Genomic DNA, 20,401 nt, shown 5'->3' with positions numbered 1-20,401 from the left:
TCAGTACCCAAGGAAAAAAATTAGGTATAGTGCGTATAGAGAATTACAGGCCCGGTTGCTTTAAATGGGCTTTGAAGGTGGAAAGAATGAAAAAAATAGCCATTATTGAAGATGAAACAGCCATTCGCGAAAACTACATGGAGATGCTCAGTGCACAGGGCTATCAAGTCAGTGGCTTTTGCGATAGAGCAACAGCAGAGCATGCTTTTCAAGACGCTCTACCAGATTTAGCCATTGTTGATATTGGCCTAGGCCATGAAATTGATGGTGGTTTTTTGCTTTGCCAAACCCTGCGCTCACTCTCAAAAACCTTACCAATTATTTTTTTAACCGCTCGTGATAGTGAAATAGACACCGTATGTGGCCTGCGTATGGGGGCTGATGACTACTTAACCAAAGATATCAGCATGGCACATTTAGCAGCCCGCATTGGCGCATTATTCAGACGTATGGAAGCACTAGAACAACCCGCTGATGAAACCGCTTTAATAAACCGGGGTCCACTGACATTAGACACCAAACGTATGCAAGTATTTTGGCAGCAGCAATTAGTTGATTTAACAGTGACAGAATTTTGGATGCTGCATTCTCTAGCACAGCGACCAGGGCATGTGAAAAGTCGTAACGAATTGATGAGTGACGCCAAAATTTATGTAGATGACTCAACCATTACTTCCCACGTAAAACGTATCCGCAAAAAGTTTATTGCCCTAGATACTGGGTTTGACTGTATAGATACCGTATATGGTATGGGCTACCGCTGGGAGCAGGTGTAATGCTGCGTTTTGGCCTACGCAGTAAGTTTATATTGCTGTCGTGCTTTTTATTTTTACTGCCCTGGCTCGGTTATGAATATGTATGGGAGATGGAAAAATTTTTACGCCAAGGCCAAGAAAAAACACTCGTAGGCACTACCCGCGCACTCGCAACTGCATTACATGAACGCCCCGCGCTGTTTGATTCACAAAGTAACTTTTTAGATCAAGTAGTTAAAGGCCGTGATTTGTATGCCTATAACCTCAGTAACCCGATCCAACTGGATGGCAAGTTATCTGATTGGCAGCCTTATCAAAATTTAATATGGCATTATGATGAGCGATATTTACAAGGTGATAAAACCGACCATCAAAGCGATGATCTGTCTTTTGATCATATGGTGGGTAAGTACGGCGAGTTTTTATATGCGGTTTTTAAAGTAACAGATGAGTCACTTGTTTACCGTGCTAAAAACAGCTTAAGTTTGACCCGAAACGATCACTTACAGATCATGCTAAAAACCCCTGAGGGTGAATTTAAACACTATATTGTCGCAGCTCGCCAAGATGGCTGGGTCAATGCATTTGATGCCCAAACCAATAAACCATTTACTAAAATTCAGGGTTATTTTACCAGTACAGCCACAGGCTACAATATCGAACTTCGTTTTCCGTTAAGCATGTTAGGTAATAAGCTGGGGTTTGCAATTGAGGATTGGGATACTAATAAGGTTGAACCGCAATTAATGTCAACCTCAAACATTCTCAACCCAAGCGACATAGGCTCAGTGCTCGTACCTTCACCTGAGATAAACCGTATTTTAAAAGGCATGGGCCATAGCGGAAGCCGTATTTGGGTGGTTGATAATCATCACCGCGTACTGGCGCAATCAGGCTCTATTCATCATGCGGATGGCGTCTGGGCCGACGGTATTACCGATAAACCAGCCTCTACATGGTGGCAACGGTTTGAAAAAACTTATTTACACCCACTGTACTATAAAGTGCTGACCCGTCCTGAAAACGAATTTTTAGATACCCTGCACGATGTTGCTGCTATGCAAGGAACCCATATTGCTAAAGCACTCAGTGGTTCGCCTGCATCATCATGGCGACTCACTCCTGATAACAAAGCCGTTATTTTATCTGCCGCCTACCCTATTTGGATTAAAGACAAAGTAATTGGTGCCGTAATTGCTGAAGAGACCACAAATGGCGTTCGTACTCTGCGCAATAAGTCTTTAGAGAAATTATTTAATGTCATTTTAGCGGTGATGCTAATCGGCACTGTGACTTTATTCTTTTTTGCTTCACGCATATCAAGCCGTATCAGACGCTTACGTGATACCGCAGAGCAAGCAATTGATGCACAAGGGCGAGTTACTGGCACAATTAACTATTCAGATTCAAATGATGAAATTGGCGACCTGTCGCGCAGTTTTGCCAATATTGTCAGTCGTCTTGGTGGCTACACTAATTACTTAGAAACCATGTCGTCACGACTATCCCATGAATTAAGAACCCCAGTAGCTGTAGTGCGTAGCTCTTTGGAAAATCTACAAATGCAGCCACAATCTGAACTCAGTCAAAAATACCTTGATCGGGCCAGTGAAGGGGTTGAGCGTTTAGGTAAAATTATTACCACCATGAGTGAAGCCACACGCCTTGAACAAAGTATACAAAGCAATGAACCTGAGTTATTTGATTTGCAAAAAGTCATTACCGGTTGCATGCAAGGCTACCAGCTCACTTATCCGCATCATGCTTTTAAACTCGATATATATGATAACCCTATGCCTATGCTTGGTGCGCCTGAGTTTATTGCGCAACTACTCGATAAACTCATTAATAATGCTTTAGAATTTAATAATTTAGATAGTGCAATTTGTGTCAGCTTAGTTAAAGACGTTGATGAGGCCATTTTAATAGTCAAAAATAAAGGGCCATTACTGCCACAAGGGCTTGCTGAGCATATTTTTGACTCCATGGTATCGGTGCGTAGCCAGCAGCTTCAACAGCAACCCCATCTAGGGCTGGGTTTATATATAGTTCGTTTAGTGTGTGAGTATCATAAAGGCAGCGTAACAGCGCTCAATAATCAACAAAATGATGGCGTTGAATTTATTGTTAAATTGCCATTATCTAAAGATGTAACCAAAAAAAATTAAAGGTTACATTTCTACACAATTTGCTCAATAAGTATTCACTTATAATTCAGCCTCAACACCTTAAGCTAGCTAACACTAAACATGAGCGCTGAATTAGGAGGTTAGAATGCAAACGATATTAAAACGTGAAGAAATCGACTTTATATTCGAGCTCTATTGTCATGAGCAAGTAGAAGATACTGATAATGAAACCGATACTAAAAAGCTTGATTCAGCACAAGGTAATGACATTTTCCAACCAAGTTATTTGACCTAAAAGCGGTTTGCTCATTACAATGGCGCACCTTGAAAAAGCTATGCCAAATAATGAAAAGCCACTCAGCCAAAAAAGAACTTATTTTAATACCAATTCTACTTATTGTGATTGTACTTTGCGTTGCAGGGCACTTTTTATTGCAAGCGAGTTTCGCTGACAGCAACCTCACTGAGTACTTGCTTGCAGCTTTACCTTTCGCCATGTTTGGCTTTGTTATTATTGCTTTTAAGATTGCTAGTAAGAGTGAAGATAAAGAACGCCAAGAGCAAAGCGACAAAGATTAGTCGCTTACTTAAATCCCTGATTATAAAATATGATAACCAAACCAATCAGGTTTAATTTTTTGAGATTGTCCACTTGGCGTCAGCTTAATATGTAATTGGCTATCAAGTAAATCAATGGCAAAGCAGTCATCCACATCATGTAAATCATCTTTATGCAAATGACTCATACCCGCTAATAAATGATCTTTTGCCCGTTGTTTAGCTTGCTCAGCGTCTTTAGCTACATACAAAGCAAAATCATGTTGTTCAGCAAGGCTATCAGCACGATACGCGCCTAGATTCACAAAAAACAACTTTTCAGCTTGGTTTACGGGCTGTTCAACAACCTCGATTTGATAGCCATCTATGTGTTTAATCGCCATAAAACTATCCATATGCACACTGTTTTTGTCGCCTACCCATTGGCTTTTAAGTTTTGTGTAGCACCGCTCTATTGTTTCACCTACCACAAAACGTATGTCGTGCATTTCTATATGGCAGCCCTGTATTCTGCCACCCAAATACACCATAAATAATTGCATGTTTGCTCCTACAAAATATTATCAACATCAATGTTATGTTTCTTTATTAACTTATAAAAATCTGAGCGATTACGTTTTGCAAGCTTGGCTCCTTCTGCCACATTACCGCCCGCCATTTTTAACGTATTTATAACGTAATCACGCTCAAACTCTTTTTTGGCATCGTTTAAAGATAACGGCTCAACATTACTCTCATTACTATTAAGTGCACTTTGAACTAATTGTACCGATATTACCTCACTTGGGGTCAATGCAACAACCTGCTCTACCACATTTTGTAATTGGCGAATATTACCCGGCCAATCGTAGCGGACTAATGCATGCATGGCGTCAGTAGCAAACCGCTTTTGTGTTTGCCCCATACGTTTTGCTATCATGGCACTAAAGTGTTGCGCTAGTAAGCTAATATCTTCACGGCGCTCTTTTAGCGCTGGTAGTTTAAGGTTCACAACGTTTAAACGATAGTATAAATCTTCCCTAAACTGCTGGTTTGCAATCGCATCAGGTAAATTTTTATGTGTTGCAGAAACAATTCGCACATCAATCGGTATTTCTTCTTGAAAGCCCACTGGGCGGATAGTTTTTTCTTGTAATACACGTAATAACTTAACTTGTAAGTTTAATGGCATATCACCAATTTCATCTAAAAATAACGTGCCTCCTTGCGCTTGTTGAAAAAGCCCTTGATGATCTTTTACAGCCCCCGTGAACGCCCCCTTCTTATGACCAAACAGCTCTGATTCAAGTAACTCCCCTGGCACTGCGCCGCAGTTAATGGCTACAAATGGCCCTTCACTAACATGGCTATGTTGATGAATAGCATTAGCAAGTAACTCTTTACCTGTCCCGCTGGCACCGGAAATAAGTACATTAACTTGCGTTGGGCCTAATAACTTTACTTGCTCAAGTAGGTGCAGCATCGCACCACTGCGGGTTACGATAGCGCTGCTTGAAGCTTGTTCTTCACCATTCAAGCCATGAATTTCAATAGCTTTTGCAAGACTGTCGAATAACTCATCTTTATCAACGGGCTTGGTAATAAATGCAAAAATGCCTTGTTTAGTCGCCTCTACTGCATCTGGAATTGAGCCATGGGCTGTCATCATAATAACGGGTAAGGCTGGATAGCGGCTTTGCAACTGACGATGCAAGGCCATACCATCCATTTCGTCCATGCGTAAGTCGGTAATAACGGCATCAAACACATGGCTTTTAAGTAATTGCAGCGCCGCCATACCACTTTCACAGGTTGTGACTTGGTAACCTTTAGATTCAATACGAATAGACAGTAATTTAAGTAAGCTAGTATCATCATCAACTAATAGAACGCGGGCATTTTGAGGTGATTGAGTCGGCATAATATTACTGCTCCTTGGTTTCTTCGCGTAACAGCAGTTGCTGCTCAATTGTGGCTAATGACGATAAGGTTTCTTGCATTTTATCGCTCAACGCCTGTTGTTGTTTTTTCGCATTAATTTGCTGTTTAATTTGCTGTTTCTGCAACCACCAATATTGTTTAATGTCATCAGGCCAATAGTATGCTTGATCAAGTTTTAATAACTTAGTTAACACTTCTTCAGGGGCCAAGGTATTATTTTTACAGCTAAAATTAAAAAATTGCTGGATATCTTTTGCACCTACAAAGTCCTTATTATCTGATGCAACCTTAAAACCTCCACACGCTTTTGCATGCCAACCTATCAGTACATCAGCTGGCGGATAGAAAGGATCTGTTTTTGGTCTTGGCTTCGGGTTTGGTAATGCATCGCTCGGTTGCGTAAGGGCCGTAGAGTCTGATTTAGTTTGCGTTACTTGTTGCGACGCAGCTTCATTTGTTAACTTACAGCCTGTCAGGCCAATACTGGTGATGCAAACCAATAAGATGGTTTTATAGTGCACGCCCATGTTAGCTAACTCCTCTCGTTTTATTTATTGGTATTTGAATAATGAAACGACACCCACTAGGCTCGTTATGCTCTACTTTTAAAGTGCCCATTAATTGCTCTACTGATTCTTTCACAATGGTTAGGCCTAAGCCACTCCCTTGGACCGTGGTATCTTTGGCATTTTTACCTTGGTAGAAAGCACTAAAAATTTGCGCTTTTTCTTGCTCTTGAATACCACAACCTTGGTCGCTTACCGCCATCACTAATTTACCTTCTGATTGAGATAATCCAATATTGACACAGCCACCACTATCGGAGAACTTTAAGCCATTGGAAATTAATTGTATCAATATCATTTCTATTAATTCAGCTGCCACCGCTATAGGTTGAGTAGGTAAACTTGATTGCCAATTCAACGTTTGTTCGCGTGCTAGTAAACGGTGCTCAAAATGGTTATTTATTTTATTAATTAGATGAGAAAACTCAATTTCATTAATACTGTCTTTACTGGTACGAATTGCGTTATAGCTTAGTAAGCTATCTATCATAGTACGTAAACGCACCATGCTTTGGTTTATTAATTCAAGTACTGCTTGCTGTTCTTCATTTATAGGCCCAACAATCTCATCATTGAGTAAATCAGTGCCTTCCACCATGGAAGCGAGTGGTGTTTTAAGTTCATGGGTTACATGGCGTAAAAAAGTGTCTTTTTGCTGTTCAAGCATATGCAGTTGCGCTTGTACCCACTGTAATTTATTTCCTAATTCAACAAGCTCTGCAGAGCCTTGCACCGAGATTTCTTGCTGCCAATGTCCTTGTCCTAGTTTATCAATAACTGATGTCAGGCCTTTTAAGCGCCCACTTATACGCCATAAAAAGCCACCACTCACTAACAAGGTTAGCGGTATAAGTGCCACTAACCAGTTAATAAATGAGTTTTGTAATGCCTTTAGTTGCTGTTGATTGTCGATTATTTTTTTTTCGTTTTGTTCGCGTAGCCATAACGTTTGCTGTGCGATAAGTTCGCTCACAGGTATAAATAGCTGAGCATCTTGTAAGTTTTCAGTTACTAGCTTTTGATGAGCGGTGGTGAGTACATCATACAATTTTTGCCATTGCTGCTTATCGTTGTTTGCTACGCTTAAAAAGGTTAACTCATCGACACTTTGTAACGACGATTGCCACTTATCAATTATTAACTCATCTAATGATGCACTTTTAAGCACCCAATTTTGTCGGGTAGCACGCTCTAGGCTATTAAGATCTTGTTTAAGATTATTAAAGGATTTAGATATTTGGTAGTTATCACTCACTATTTTCTGGGTTACAGCGAGTTGTTTATTAAGCGCATTCAAAAATACGATAACAACTAGCGATAAAGGGAGAAGTGAAAGCAAGGTACTGAATAAAAACTGCCCTATCAAGTTTGGTCGCCACGCTAAAATTGCTTTATATTTTTGTCCAAACGAGGCTGGCATAATTACTCCTAAATTCTAATCTCATTATTATTAACTAGGCTACTTATACACTAGCTGAATCAATATACCCAAGCCATGACCACCTGTCAGTTGCATTAGCCTTGTCTATAAACATATTGTATAAAACGATACTGAACCGCTCTATAAGCAATGCCGCTAAATTGAGACAAACTAATATATTGTTTTTTCAGTAAAAGTTCCACTTACCTTCACGACTGTTGCAAAAAAGACACACAACTAAGTAGATTTTTCTTACCTACTCACACTTAAATCAATTAACCTTATGATTTTAAAGGGCTATTAATTTTGGCACTGATCTTGTTATATCTTAATCAGAGACATTATTAATAAGGAAATCAAATGAAAGTAATAACATCACTAGGAATATGTTTAAGTGCCTTACTTAGCTGCAATGTGTTTGCATTAGACGCACAGGCCACATTTGCAGAGCTAGATAAGGATGGCAATGGCACATTAAGCGAGGGAGAAGCTTCTGAAGATGCTGTGTTACACGAAAGCTTTGAGCAAATAGATAAAGACCAAAATGGTCAGATTTCATTTGCCGAATTTAAACAATTTCTTCAATAAGGATAGTGTTATGAAACAATTAATTGCGGCTTTTTCGTTGCTCCTTTTGGCTATTAGTGCTTCGGTTTTAGCGTCTCAATTAAACGTGAGATTTGCCCAACTAGATACTGACTCCGATGGTGTAATCTCATTACTTGAAGCTAAACAAAATGATGATTTATTTAAACAATTTAGTGATCTTGATGAAAACCAAGATGAAGTACTTTCTGAAAAAGAGTTTACTCAGTTCAAAATTTAAACCGCATTAAAGTATTTGCCATAATCCCGGAGGGAGTGTGTAAATGGATTTATTGTTGGGACTTAAATTATGGCAAATGCTTTACTCTTATTGCTTTACAGCTCAATTAAAGGAATTAATTATGAAAAACATAATGGTTTTTTGTAGCTTGCTAGTAGGGTTCAGCTTCAACGCTTTGGCACTTGACGTGAAGCAAAGGTTTGATCACTTAGATAAAAATAAGGATGGCTTTTTAACACAGGCAGAGCTAGAGCCTCAGCCGCAACTACTTAACAGCTACTCTAATTGGGATAAAGATCGCGATAACCGAATTTCCTTACTTGAGTTTAAACAATTTTTAACTAAAAACTTATATTAACCGTATGAATAAACTTAAATACACTCTTTTAATGGCATTACTCACAACCAGTTGTGGCAGTTTTGCAACAAGTGACCGCATAGCCGAACAATTCAAAGCATTGGACAGAAATGAAGATGGTTTATTAACTCGTTCAGAGTCAGCCAAAGATCCAGCTTTATGGTCACGTTTTAAAAACTATGATTCAGATAAAGACAACCGACTTTCACTAGCTGAATTTACTGTTTACCTAAACCAATAACACATTTGTTCAAAACAAAGATAACCCACAAAGCCAAAACTCTGTGGGTTAATCTATCTTTAACTTAATTTAAAGTATTCCACCTGCTCTAATACAGACTGACTTTGCTGTGCAGTTTTAGTACTTGTTTCTGCTGTTTGCTGGGATATCTCTGCGGTTTGCTCTGTCAAGGTATGAATAGTATGCATGTTTTGGCTAATATCCGCAGCCACCGCAGATTGCTCTTCTGCAGCAGTAGCAATTTGTTGTGTTTGATCATTTACTTGGTTAATCATCTCCATGATTTCTTTAAGTAAACTATTACTTTCATCCATTTTATCTTCGGCTTGTGCCGCGACACGTGTACTATCAGCCATCATAGTCACTGCATTTTGACTGGCTGAACGTAACTGTCCGAGCATGGTTTCTATTTCATTAACTGAGCTGTGAGAACGCTGTGCTAAAGTTCGTACTTCATCGGCCACTACCGCAAATCCACGCCCTTGTTCACCAGCTCTAGCGGCTTCGATGGCTGCATTTAAAGCAAGCAAGTTAGTTTGCTCTGAAATATTACGTATTACATCCAAAATAGTTTCAATTTTGCTGGATTCACTTTGTAGTTTATCAACCACTTCTGATGTGTCATTTAAAGTGCCAAGTAAATGGCTTACCGCTTCTTTAGTTTGTTCTGATGCCTCTAAGCCACTGCTAGCAAGTTTCATCATGCCATCAGAAGCCGTTGCAGACTCAGCCGTATTAACCGCTATACTTTTACTCGTTACTGATAACTCTTCTATCGCTGTAACCGCTTGAGTTGTATGGTCAGAAACTTCAGAAGTAGCGCCTTGAATTTGCGTATTTGCGGTAAGTAACTCACTGCTGTGATTATTAACTTCTCCAACGCTATGATAAATGCTAATCAAAGTAGTATTTAAATGAGCAATTGTTGCATCAAGTGTTCGACTCAAATCAGCCACCTCATCTTCACCGGCAACCGCTGAGTACTGATCTAACTCACCGCGTTGCAAAGCATGTGCGCTTTGACTTACGACGGTTAAACCTTGCACAACTTTTTGCGACAAAATATGACTAAACAAAGTAGCTAAGCCGATAGCAATAACAATTGATAGGTAAAATATATTATTGGCAAAACTAATAGAGTCTTGCGCCGCCTGCTGCGACTGATGAACTTGTGCGGTGTTGGCCTGTTCAAAGCGTTCGAAAAATTCTGTCAAAGCTAAGTGCGAATCAACAAATTCACGATAAATTGAGTATTCAGCCTTATTATCTGACGATGACTCCATTGCCTGTTTAAAGTTCAGAGCGGCAGCTTCATAACGCGTTGAGTGGTTTTTTAACTTTATCAATAAGCTTGCATCACCGGTATACACCTGATTGATTTGCTCAATTAAAGGGCCTGTCTTCACGATATTATTGTCTATATTACCCAGTAGTTCAGGTGCTTGCTCATTAAGCCCTAATAAATATACGACTTGTAAACCACGAATATCGGCTATAATGCCGTCTTGAGCTTCTTTAAGCTCAGCACTAAGTTTACTTACCATAAAATTATGTTGGTAAAATCTATCAAACCCATTTGCGATTTGATTATTTGCAACCTTAATAAATATCATTGCAATAATAAAAATAATGCAAATTATGGCAGATAACAAAATAAATTTACTGCGCATTGCCAGTTCGTTGAGTTTCATGCTAGTTCCGACTTATTCATTATTTTAACGTTAATTCATAAGCATAGCCGATAAGCATGAATATTATATAATAATTTATTAAATATTTTGCTGGTTGTTCATTCTCTGATAGTGTTTATAAATCACTCGTTAAAAAGATAATTAACAATGAAGCACTTACTTGCAATAGTACTTTTAACTCCTTTGTTTGCTTTGGCTGATACGACGGTAATTTATAACGCAAATGGCTATACTCCGACCTACAAAGGTAAATTAAAACAATTTAGTACGCTTGTAATAAAAGATGGCAAGGTTGTTAAAACAGGTAACGATGAACTAAAAAATAGCTTTCCTTGCGCCCCCGCGTTTGATGCACAGCAAAAAACATTACTGCCAGGTCTGATAGATGCACATGGCCATGTTATTGGTCTTGGGAAAAACTTATCACAACTCGATTTACGCGGTAGTGACTCTATTAAAAGTGTTCAGACTAAATTAGCAAGCTTTGCCAAAAATAAGCAAGGCTGGATTATCGGTCGCGGTTGGAATCAAGAATTATGGCCTAACAAACAATTCCCGACGGCTGCTGATTTAGATCTAATCGTTAAAAACAAACCCGTTATACTGTCTCGCGTTGACGGGCACGCAATATGGGTCAATAGTAAAGCCATGGAGCTTGCTGGTATTAAGGCTAGTACACTGACTCCCGAAGGTGGCGAAATTATCAAAACAGCCTCAGGCTCGCCAAGTGGTATTTTTATCGATAAAGCAGAGAGTTTAATCAATGCAGTCATTCCTAAAAGCTCCATGCAATCGACCAATCAAGCCCTGGACATGGCTGGGGAGCACCTTTTAAGCTTAGGTATTACCTCTACTCATGATGCAGGTATCGATAAGCAAACATGGCAGATCTATAAACAACGAGCTGAGCAAGGCACGTTACCACTGCGTATTGTGGCTATGTTAAGTGCAGCGTCCCCAGAGCTTGAAACCATGCTTAAAGCTGGACGCTACAAAGACTTGCATGATTACATGTCAATTCGCAGTGTAAAAATATACGCTGATGGTGCCCTTGGTAGCCGAGGGGCAGCACTACTTGCTGATTATGCCGATAGAAAAAACCATCAAGGTTTGATGCTAGAAGATCAACAAAAGTTAGAGCAGCTTTTTACCCTTAGCTTTGAAAGTGGCTTTAGCGCAAATACCCATGCGATTGGCGACAAGGCGAATCAAATTGTGTTAAATGCCTACGAAAATGTATTTAAAAAAACCGGCGGAATTCTGTTACGAAACCGAATTGAGCACGCACAAATAGTGGACCCAACTGATATTCCACGCTTTAAAACACTAAAGATTATCCCTTCAATGCAACCTGTGCATGCCACCTCTGACATGCACATGGCAGAGCAACGGCTAACTGACTCACAACTGGCTGGCGCCTATGCGTGGCGAACCTTTTTAGAACAGGGCTCTGTAGTCGCCGCTGGCTCAGACTACCCTGTTGAGTTAGCAAACCCGTTTAATGGGCTATATTCAGCCATAACTAGAATGGATCATAATCAATTACCTAAAAATGGTTGGCGTGCAGACGAAACAATAACACGTGAAGAAGCACTTGATGCTTTTACATTAGGTGCTGCATACGCTGCGCATCAAGAATTTAAATTAGGAAGCTTAGAGCAAGGAAAGTGGGCTGACTTTATTTTAATCGATAAAGATTACTTTAAAGTACCGATTGAAGATATATTTAAAATCGAGGTTGATCAAACCTGGATTGCCGGCGAGCTGAAATACAAAAAAACCGATTCAGCAGAATAAAAACTACTCTGCTGGTTTTGACTTTTGCTGACTCAACTTAACTAAATGGTAAACATTAACAAAAGTAAGTACACCATTTGTAATTGCCACCGGCCAAGCTGAAATCACAATACCGTAAAAAGTAAATGCAACACAGCCTGCTAAATTAAACCAGCGTAGCTTTACAACATCGCTCATAGTAAGAGAGGCAACAAGCAAAGCCGAGGCAATATAACCTAAATATTCCCAACTCATTTGTTCTCTCCAATACTTTAGGTTAGCATTATAGGTAATGCTATTTTACACTCTATGAAACAGTGTAATCGCGGTATAAAAAAGCTAACTTACTCAAAACCCAAAGTAACCTCAAAAGGCTTACTTTAATAATCATTACACGGGATATAAAGGTATCAAACCTATTTTGGTCATAATGACTCAAAACAGGTTAGTAAGTTAGCGTAAATTCTTAGAGTCTTAATGCTACCGTCATTAAGGTGTAATAAATAGGACAATTGTCCGAAGAGCATACTTGATGTTTCAATATCATTTTTCTAGTTATTTGGTTGATCAACTTTTAACATTTGCAGGTAGTCGCTATCAGCAATCAAAAAAAGAAGTACTGATCCATCAAGATCAACCTCTGAGCAAATTAGTTTTGGTCAGAAGCGGGACTATATCGTTTAGCTATGATGTGGGTAATGGTCGGCGCCTATTATTAGGCCAACTAGATTGTAACAATACTTTGATTGGTGAAATTGAAGCACTTAATAATAATCCATGTATCTATACAGTTACGTGTTTTAGTGATGTTAGCTACAACTTAATTGAGCTTAAACACTGGCGAGCATTGTTGCTCGATAAACCAGAGCTAAGTTTATATACAGCACAAACTATTGCCGCCAAATTTCAAGAAAATCAGAAGATAAACCTTGATAAACTGTTACTACCGCTAGGCTACAATATTGCTAAAGACTGTTTATTACGCGCAGAAAACAATAACCCAACACTACTTAGGGCATACCCAACTGTTAATGCTGAAGCTGAGCGATTTGCCACAACTGAGCGAGCATATCGACGAGTTGTTTCAGAGCTGGTTGAAAAAGGATTAGTTGAAAGAGCAAATGGCGGTTTAAAAGTAGTAAACCTAGACAAACTAAGTGATTACGTAGAGAGTTTTTCACAAATTTGAGAAAGCTAACTTTTCTTTTATCAAAAAGGGAACGCTTTTTAGCTTTTCTTTATTAGCTCTACATAGTTTTGCAACATTTATATATCAAAATGACGATGTTAAGTTTTACATGGTATGCAATTTACATTAGCATATACTTATACGGCGCATAGCAATCGATAACATCGCTATTGCATAGCTCAGATTTAAAATACCGCCGGTTACAAATTTTTTATTTATTTAATGAAAGTATATATAATGTTCACTTGACGTATATATAATGTGCGCTTATCCTTCATTAACTAATTATTGTATCATAGCAAGAGTACCATTTTCAGGAACTTGGAGTGATACATTTAGAACTGCAATTAAGTCTGTTTACTTTAAAGAGAAAGGAAAGAAAGGTAACGATTATGGGAAATAATAAATTCAAGCTAACCAAGCTAGCGCTAGCTCTTGGCCTAACAGCGAGCTTAACAGCTTGTTTCAGTGACAACGATAATAATGATTATGTTGAACCGCCAACGCCACCAGAAGAAACAGTTGACGTTGCTGTTCCTCCTGCTGCTGCCCCAGTTCAAGCTGGTGCAATTACAGTAAGCTTGGTTGATGTTGATGGAAACCAATTAGCCGACACGACTGCAACAATTAAATTTACTTCTTCTGAAGATGGACTAGTATCGTCTTCTGGAGCAGAATTGTCTGAAGAAAGTAAATCTACAACTAACAGTCTTTTTGCTTTTAATGTTAGCTCTGTTCCAGCTGATGGTATCGACTACAGCTATGTTGTTTCTGCTGAAGGCTACTTAAGCAATTCAGGTACTTTTTCATTAACTGCAGATGAAACTACACTCGCACAAGAGATTCGTTTAACACCTAGAGAGATTTCAGAATCAGAGGTTGCAGTTGTAGCTACAACTAAAGCTTTAGCTGATTTAGCTGAGGAAGGTACTGAAGTTGCTTATGATGAAAGTACAGGCCTTAGCATTTCTGGTGACAAATCAGAAATTGAGCTTAAGCAAGAAATTTCTGCAGACAAAGCCAGCACAGCAGTTGGTGGAACCACGGTAAAACTTAAAAACGGTACAAAATTCATCAAAGAAGATGGTACTGCTATGACAACAGTTCCTGAGATGACTGTTGCATACTTTGCCAATGAAGCTACTCGTAATACTACTGAGTCTGAAGAAGATGCTGCTGAATCATCATCTTTAGATGCATTTCCTGGTGGTTTAGCTCTTTCTGTTGAAGGCCCTGACAGCGAAGAGACTGTTGATGGTTCATTTACTTCAGGTGGCTTCGTTGCTATCGAGCTTGTAGATGATGAAGGCAATAAGGTTAGCACTTTTGGTGAAGATGAGAATGGAAACCCAATTGCACTAACAGTTGCAATGCAAGTAGACAAAAACACTAACAATCCATGCCCAGTTGTTTTTGATGAAACTTCAGCCGACTCGTTAACTGCTCAAGCAGAAGCTGGCGGTTACAAAAAAGGTGTATGTACTGTTGAAACACCTACAAGCCGCGATTTAGCTGAAAATGATATCTTCCCTGTTTGGAGCTATGACGAAGATGCTGGTAAGTGGAAGTTTGAGAATTATGGTGTTGTAAAAGACAGTGGTAATGCAACAACATTCGACGTTGAAGTAGATGTTGAACATTTATCTTACTGGAACTTAGATTACTTTACTTATCGTATTGGTGCTTCAAAGTGCCCTAATAACATCTTAAATTTTAATGTTGTTGATCAAAATGACGATCCTAACGAGGCTAGAGTAAACTTACTCATCGAAGCTAAAGGTTACCGTAGTTTAATTGGAAACTATGGCGGCAACTATTCTTCTGGTACTTTCTATAACCCACCATCATTCCCTGTAACAATAAAAATGTTAAGAGATGGAAAAAATATTCTAGATGGTGTTGTTGGTCAAGCCAGCGCTGATGGTGAAGCTTCTGCGGTTGAGTTTGATGACTTATGTGATTTAAACGGTGAGACGATTAAACTTAACTCTGCTCCAGTGACCATTGTTGAAAAACAAATCACTACACAGCTAGTTTGTAGTAACACTGATGACTTTGAAATTGATACAGCACCAGTTGTAACACCAACAAATGTTAATATTTACCAAAATAACAAATTTGTTCGTAGTCTTTATTCTACTGGTACATTCTCGTTAAAACTAGAAGAGGGTGGTACTTACTCAGCTTCTTATGAAGATATCAATACAGGTGATTTTATTCCAACCTCAATAACTGCTGACGCAACTTCAGCTACATTTGATATCCCTGTAGAGTGTGAAGTAGAGACTGTTCCAGTATCTGGTTCAGGTTCTGGTTCTGGTTCTTAATTTCAAATTAAACTGAACTTTATTAAAGCCGCGCATCTGTGCGGCTTTTGTTTATCTAGTTATTGAGTTATTTTTGCTATAATGTTTATAGCAAAAATAATTCTGGGTTTTAAGGATTTAAAACCTTACTCTAATCTAAATTGGTTAATCACGTGACTTATAATAAAATTACCCTTGCGACTCTTTGTGTACTTAGTACAAGTACATCAGTTTTAGCTGAACAAAAAATTAATCATGGTATTGCCTACAATGGCTTTACCGGTATTTTTCATATCCCAACAGCTGCAGTTATGGATAAAGGGGATATCGATATAGGCTACAGTAATGAACTAAACCTTAGAGGTGAGTATGTAGATGGACATAATTTTACTTTTTCTGCAGGGCTTTTTGATGGTTTAGAAGTTAGCGGTAGGATTGCCTCATCTTCTATGCATGATGTATTATTTGGATATCAACCCGAGCCCCAAATTCGCGATTTATCATTTAATGCCAAATACCAAATACCCTTTATTCCAAAAGACTGGCTTAGTATCGCTGTTGGCGCCAAAGATGTAGGCGGCGCTGCAAATAATTATGAAGCGTATTATGCCGTTGCATCAAAAGAATGGTGGGATTTTCGTTTTAGTGCAGGTATAGGGACATCAGAAGCGCGTTCAACCACAGGAAAACGTCAATTAGACGGTGTATTTGCGGGTATTGAATATCAACCTTTATCGTGGTTAAGTATCTTAGCTGAACATGATGCTGAGGCGTTCAATCTGGGTGCTAAAGTCACTATACCTAAAGAGTGGCTTTATGATTTAGCTACTGTTTCTTTAAATAGTCGCTTTTATTCAAATACAGAGCTTGCAGACGATGATGTATATTGGGGTGTGAATATTAGCATGCCACTAAGTGATGAAGCCCAAGTTAATTATATACAACCAAAACCTGCGCCTCAGCCTAATGCTTTGCCAACCAAGTCTATTAATACCCCAAACTCAACCGAAAAACTACAAACTAGTCACTTGGCAAAACAAAACACTTTGAAAAAACCGCAACGCCAAGCAAGCAAAACAAACTTAAATAACAATCAACAAATACACGGTTTGAAAGCTGCTTTAACCAACGATGGTTTTGAAAACCTAAAGGTTGGCATCTCAAATACGGATATAATCATTGTTGAGTTTGAAAACTCTGTTTTTAACCGTAATGAGATTGATGCTTTAGGTCTTGTACTTGGTCGAATTACCGAATACTTTCCTGAAGGAAGTAATGACTTTATAGTTCGTTTATCAAAACTTGATATCCCGCTACTACAAGTTAATGGCCAATTAGATAATTACCGACGTTTTATTAATGAAAATATTACGCCAGATTTATTAGTAAAAACACAATTTAGCGGTCAAGATTTAACATCAGTAAAGTGGGCTGGAAACTCGCCAACTACTAGCCCTTACTTTGTCCCTAGAGTTACATTTTCACCTTCGTTATCTTCTAGATACGCTACCGAACTTGGTGTTTATGACTACTCATTAGCATTACAAGCCGATTTAAATATTCCATTATGGCAAGGTGCAGGTGTTAATATTACTGGTCAAGTGAATGTAGCAAATACAGATCACTTTGAAAAAGGCTCTGCATTCTCAAATGCACGCCAAGAAACCGGGATAAAGCGAGTTGTTGCTTATCAGACATTCTCGCTACCTTTTAATATTTATAACCAAACTCAAGTTGGTCTATTCCAAGATTATTTTGATTTTATGGGGATTACCAATGAAACTGCATGGCAAAGCCCCACTGGTGCACATAAATTAAAGGCTGAAATCGGTTATTTTGAATATAAAGACTATAACACCGACAAGCGCGATTACTCTTTACTATCCTATCGCTACCTCTGGGCTGAAAAGGATGTTTCATTTCATGTAACCGGTGGACAATTTTGGAACGAAGACAGCGGTTATAAACTTGAAACTAAATTTTGGTTTGGTGACGCTAACTTAGCACTCATTTATAGTGATACTGACGTACAAAAAGTGGGAATTGGCTTTAGTATTCCGCTGTCACCACGTAAAGACATGACTGCTGGTAATTGGCAGGTCAAAGGGACTCAAAGTTGGAGTCACAGTGTAAATACAATTATTAGCCAAGATGTAAACCTGATTAACACTGCAAGTGCAACAACACCGGCTTCTTCGATTGACCTTGATAAAACTTTCTTAAACCAAGATCGTATGTCTAGTAGCTATGTTTATGCTCATCTTGCACGCTTAAAAGAAGCGTTTGAAACTTATAAGTAATAGCGAGTAAGTTTGCTAGCTCATAAGTAATAAAAAAGGCCTTAACAGGCCTTTTTTATTACTAACTCGAAATTTAACCTAGTTCACGATAGAACGAGCTTAATTTGTAAATGTATTAAAATTACTTATCGAGCAATATGTCATGAATCTTTGCAAGATCAGTCTTACCTTCGATGATCTCATCAGGCGTTAATCCTGAAAGCTCATGCGGGAATACCAACCACTCATCTGATTCATGGATATAGTAATCAGGTTTCATATCAACCTTGGTGTTCTTAGGCTTGTAGTATGGGCATGCAACACGGATATCTTTAGGTAAGTTTAAACGCATAAGCTCAGAAAGCTTTTCTTTCAGAGCGAAGATACTACGGCCTGAATCAAAAACATCATCAACAATCAGTAAAGAATCACCCGCATTGGCTTTTTCAATAATGTAATGTAAGCCATGAACTTTGATTTCTTTTGATTGTTGATTAATACCGTAATACGAAGAAGTACGCACTGCAATATGATCCGTTTCTATACCTTTGTAGTCATAGTATTCTTGCACCGCAATACCAATTGGTGCGCCACCACGCCAAATACCAATTATAAAGTCAGGACGGAAACCGTCTTGGTAAACTTGCGCAGCAACGCGAAAAGAATCTTCAAGTAATTGTTGCGCCGTGATGTAAGTCTTATCAGACATAATAGAAACCCCAGTGTAAGTAGTTAAATCAAGTGTAGTCTAAGCAAGACAAAGTTAACCACCTGAAAAGCTGTGGGGCGAGATTTTATACTAATTTGAGCGCAAAATCTTGCTTCTGAATAATTTAATCACTATTAACAGGCTCAGCTTGACCCGTAAGTGATTTAAGTTAGGATAGATTCAAAAGGTTATGAGGGAAGCACAATGGATGCATGTATAAATCAACTCATTCAGCAATTACAGCAACACCAAATACAAGCCATTGTTGATGACTTTCCTAAATTATCTGCGCAGCAGCAAAGCATGCAATTGCTTCACTTATATCAAAGCGCACAAAGAATGGATGTAAAATACAGCTACTTACAAAATATTGCGACCCGTATTTTAACTCAACACCCTATTCCAACTTTATTAATAAACCAGTTTAAAGAAACAGATCAGCTAAGCTTTTTTACTCCTGGGCTTAAATTCAATAATGGCTTTGCCCTACAAAATGATTCAAGAAATAATGTCATACACAGTTTATTTAGCCGCTGTGATGGTGAAAAGCTGCCATTTAATTATGTGCGCTCGCTCATGTTATTTGAAAGTAACGAGGCTCTACTATTGGCATTAACGCAGTATAATAATCAAGCACTGACACCGGTGGCTAGTTATATAACCTGTAACCTTAGGCAAACTAATTTGCCTAAGCATGAGTTTTCAGCGCTGCTCGCTTTAATGGAAGTAGAGTTAACACAAAATAAAGAGGTCAACACCACTGCCTTTTTAAAAGCCTTAGTCGCGCTAAAAAACACACTGCATAACACTCTCAATGAATACACTATTTTACTGGCAAGTGCTTATTTACGTTGTAAAACACAGCAGCTCGAAAGCTATTTAGTCCGATAAATAGTATTCAATAGTGGTTACCACTCGTACTTTTTTAAGTTGTGGTGTGTTTGAATCTCTATTTGAAATACTAAACTGACCTTGTCGAGCTGATTTAATTTTGCCTAATTTAGATTGTGAATCTTTTGCAAATTTAATTGCTACTTCCCGTGCCTTTTCAGTGGCTTCTTGCACCATTGCAGGCTTAACATCATTGAGCCCAGTAAATAAGTATTCAATACGAGTCTCGTAACTATCTTGAACTATCGCGATGCCTTGTTTAGCTAATTGCCCGACATGTGCAAGCGCATTTTGTACTTTACTAGGTTGTGATGAGTATACGGTTATGTTAGCACGGGCAATATAACGAAACTGCTGATTATCACTGGAGTATTCACGAGCTTGTTTATCAACAATCGATTGTGCACCGCGACTTATTTCATCGTCATCAAAGCCATGCAACTTTAGAAATGCAGTAACAGCATCATTTTTTCGCTCAATACGCTCAACCAACTTTTCAAGGTTATTGTCTGCATCACTAAATTGCAGCGGCCAAATGACAGTATCGGCAGGCACTTCCATTTCAGCAAGCCCCTTCACTTCAACTGTCCGTTCCATACTTTTCACATCAAGCGCAGCACTTTTAAGGATCAAACCTAACCCGAGTAGGCCAATCGATATGGCTATCGCAGCGATTACGATATGGGAAGCTTTTGTGTTAATCATGTTTATTCCTTGATATAGATCTACTTAAGTACTCGAAAACTAGTACTAATAAGTGTTAGATTAAAATTTAAATGGTAGAGTT

At 38.7% G+C, this 20,401-nt stretch carries 21 protein-coding genes; 13 read left to right on the top strand and 8 right to left on the bottom strand.

The genetic code is table 11. The features are described 5' to 3' along the window. The first annotated feature begins 86 nt into the window (after positions 1-86). The 4 genes from pdsR to AAEU30_RS07430 all read left to right on the top strand — a co-directional run bounded on the left by pdsR (position 87) and on the right by AAEU30_RS07430 (position 3,463). Positions 87-776, top strand: coding sequence for a proteobacterial dedicated sortase system response regulator (pdsR, locus tag AAEU30_RS07445; RefSeq protein ID WP_421959974.1), 690 nt, complete (start codon positions 87-89; stop codon positions 774-776). Beyond that, positions 776-2,923, top strand: coding sequence for a proteobacterial dedicated sortase system histidine kinase (pdsS, locus tag AAEU30_RS07440; protein WP_421959973.1), 2,148 nt, complete (start codon positions 776-778; stop codon positions 2,921-2,923). The genes pdsR and pdsS overlap by 1 nt, the downstream gene beginning before the upstream one ends. Before the next feature lie 106 nt (positions 2,924-3,029). Next, a complete protein-coding gene (locus tag AAEU30_RS07435) occupies positions 3,030-3,179 on the top strand; it encodes a hypothetical protein (protein ID WP_421959972.1) in 150 nt (49 codons plus the stop codon). A 50-nt stretch (positions 3,180-3,229) separates the two neighbouring features. Beyond that, positions 3,230-3,463, top strand: a complete 234-nt coding sequence (locus AAEU30_RS07430) for a hypothetical protein (RefSeq protein WP_421959971.1) — start codon at positions 3,230-3,232, stop codon at positions 3,461-3,463. Between the two features lie 20 nt (positions 3,464-3,483). Here the strand turns inward: AAEU30_RS07430 and AAEU30_RS07425 are convergent, their stop codons facing one another. From AAEU30_RS07425 to AAEU30_RS07410, 4 genes are read right to left on the bottom strand one after another with little or no spacing between them, the layout of a single operon-like run. Further along, the gene (locus tag AAEU30_RS07425; RefSeq protein WP_421959970.1) at positions 3,484-3,984 is read right to left on the bottom strand and encodes a DUF1543 domain-containing protein; all 501 of its coding nucleotides are present in this window, start codon (positions 3,982-3,984) and stop codon (positions 3,484-3,486) included. Positions 3,985-3,992: 8 nt separating this feature from the next. Next, a complete protein-coding gene (locus AAEU30_RS07420; protein WP_421959969.1) occupies positions 3,993-5,342 on the bottom strand; it encodes a sigma 54-interacting transcriptional regulator in 1,350 nt (449 codons plus the stop codon). A gap of 4 nt (positions 5,343-5,346) precedes the next feature. Then, entirely contained in the window at positions 5,347-5,889 is a 543-nt protein-coding gene (locus tag AAEU30_RS07415; RefSeq protein WP_421959968.1) for a hypothetical protein, read from the bottom strand. A 1-nt stretch (position 5,890) separates the two neighbouring features. Further along, positions 5,891-7,348, bottom strand: coding sequence for a sensor histidine kinase (locus AAEU30_RS07410; protein ID WP_421959967.1), 1,458 nt, complete (start codon positions 7,346-7,348; stop codon positions 5,891-5,893). Between the two features lie 360 nt (positions 7,349-7,708). Here AAEU30_RS07410 and AAEU30_RS07405 point away from each other — a divergent pair, with 360 nt between their 5' ends. From AAEU30_RS07405 to AAEU30_RS07390, 4 genes are all read left to right on the top strand, one after another. Further along, positions 7,709-7,936 (top strand): EF-hand domain-containing protein, encoded by a 228-nt coding sequence (locus tag AAEU30_RS07405; protein WP_421959966.1) that lies wholly within the window; start codon positions 7,709-7,711, stop codon positions 7,934-7,936. Between the two features lie 10 nt (positions 7,937-7,946). Then, a complete protein-coding gene (locus AAEU30_RS07400; RefSeq protein ID WP_087532805.1) occupies positions 7,947-8,174 on the top strand; it encodes a hypothetical protein in 228 nt (75 codons plus the stop codon). A gap of 121 nt (positions 8,175-8,295) precedes the next feature. Continuing rightward, positions 8,296-8,532, top strand: coding sequence for an EF-hand domain-containing protein (locus AAEU30_RS07395; protein WP_421959965.1), 237 nt, complete (start codon positions 8,296-8,298; stop codon positions 8,530-8,532). Positions 8,533-8,536: 4 nt separating this feature from the next. Further along, a complete protein-coding gene (locus AAEU30_RS07390) occupies positions 8,537-8,773 on the top strand; it encodes an EF-hand domain-containing protein (RefSeq protein ID WP_421959964.1) in 237 nt (78 codons plus the stop codon). Between the two features lie 59 nt (positions 8,774-8,832). Here AAEU30_RS07390 and AAEU30_RS07385 read toward each other — a convergent pair whose 3' ends face one another. Further along, a complete protein-coding gene (locus AAEU30_RS07385) occupies positions 8,833-10,464 on the bottom strand; it encodes a methyl-accepting chemotaxis protein (protein WP_421959963.1) in 1,632 nt (543 codons plus the stop codon). A 147-nt stretch (positions 10,465-10,611) separates the two neighbouring features. On the opposite strand from AAEU30_RS07385, the gene AAEU30_RS07380 reads away from it, so the two are divergent. Then, positions 10,612-12,261 (top strand): amidohydrolase, encoded by a 1,650-nt coding sequence (locus AAEU30_RS07380; protein ID WP_421959962.1) that lies wholly within the window; start codon positions 10,612-10,614, stop codon positions 12,259-12,261. A gap of 3 nt (positions 12,262-12,264) precedes the next feature. On the opposite strand, the gene AAEU30_RS07375 is transcribed toward AAEU30_RS07380, so the two are convergent. Then, positions 12,265-12,495: a uroporphyrinogen decarboxylase gene (locus AAEU30_RS07375; protein WP_498049583.1), complete on the bottom strand. Its 231-nt coding sequence runs from the start codon at positions 12,493-12,495 to the stop codon at positions 12,265-12,267. A 277-nt stretch (positions 12,496-12,772) separates the two neighbouring features. On the opposite strand from AAEU30_RS07375, the gene AAEU30_RS07370 reads away from it, so the two are divergent. The 3 genes from AAEU30_RS07370 to AAEU30_RS07360 all read left to right on the top strand — a co-directional run bounded on the left by AAEU30_RS07370 (position 12,773) and on the right by AAEU30_RS07360 (position 18,035). Beyond that, complete coding sequence (locus AAEU30_RS07370; protein WP_421959961.1) at positions 12,773-13,429, top strand: Crp/Fnr family transcriptional regulator; 657 nt, start codon at positions 12,773-12,775, stop codon at positions 13,427-13,429. Positions 13,430-13,821: 392 nt separating this feature from the next. Further along, positions 13,822-15,756, top strand: a complete 1,935-nt coding sequence (locus AAEU30_RS07365; protein ID WP_421959960.1) for a hypothetical protein — start codon at positions 13,822-13,824, stop codon at positions 15,754-15,756. A gap of 152 nt (positions 15,757-15,908) precedes the next feature. Then, positions 15,909-18,035: a YjbH domain-containing protein gene (locus AAEU30_RS07360; RefSeq protein WP_421959959.1), complete on the top strand. Its 2,127-nt coding sequence runs from the start codon at positions 15,909-15,911 to the stop codon at positions 18,033-18,035. Positions 18,036-18,156: 121 nt separating this feature from the next. On the opposite strand, the gene AAEU30_RS07355 is transcribed toward AAEU30_RS07360, so the two are convergent. Further along, entirely contained in the window at positions 18,157-18,723 is a 567-nt protein-coding gene (locus tag AAEU30_RS07355; RefSeq protein WP_087533541.1) for a phosphoribosyltransferase, read from the bottom strand. Positions 18,724-18,927: 204 nt separating this feature from the next. On the opposite strand from AAEU30_RS07355, the gene AAEU30_RS07350 reads away from it, so the two are divergent. Then, positions 18,928-19,614 carry a hypothetical protein gene (locus AAEU30_RS07350; RefSeq protein ID WP_421959958.1) on the top strand — a complete coding sequence of 229 codons (687 nt, stop codon included), beginning with the start codon at positions 18,928-18,930 and terminating at the stop codon, positions 19,612-19,614. Here the strand turns inward: AAEU30_RS07350 and AAEU30_RS07345 are convergent. Next, positions 19,603-20,319, bottom strand: a complete 717-nt coding sequence (locus AAEU30_RS07345; protein WP_421959957.1) for an SIMPL domain-containing protein — start codon at positions 20,317-20,319, stop codon at positions 19,603-19,605. The genes AAEU30_RS07350 and AAEU30_RS07345 overlap by 12 nt on opposite strands. Positions 20,320-20,401 lie beyond the last annotated feature (82 nt).

The sequence above is a fragment of the Pseudoalteromonas mucoides genome (assembly GCF_049257175.1).
GTDB lineage: Bacteria > Pseudomonadota > Gammaproteobacteria > Enterobacterales > Alteromonadaceae > Pseudoalteromonas.
This window is presented reverse-complemented; position numbering and strand designations above follow the sequence as displayed.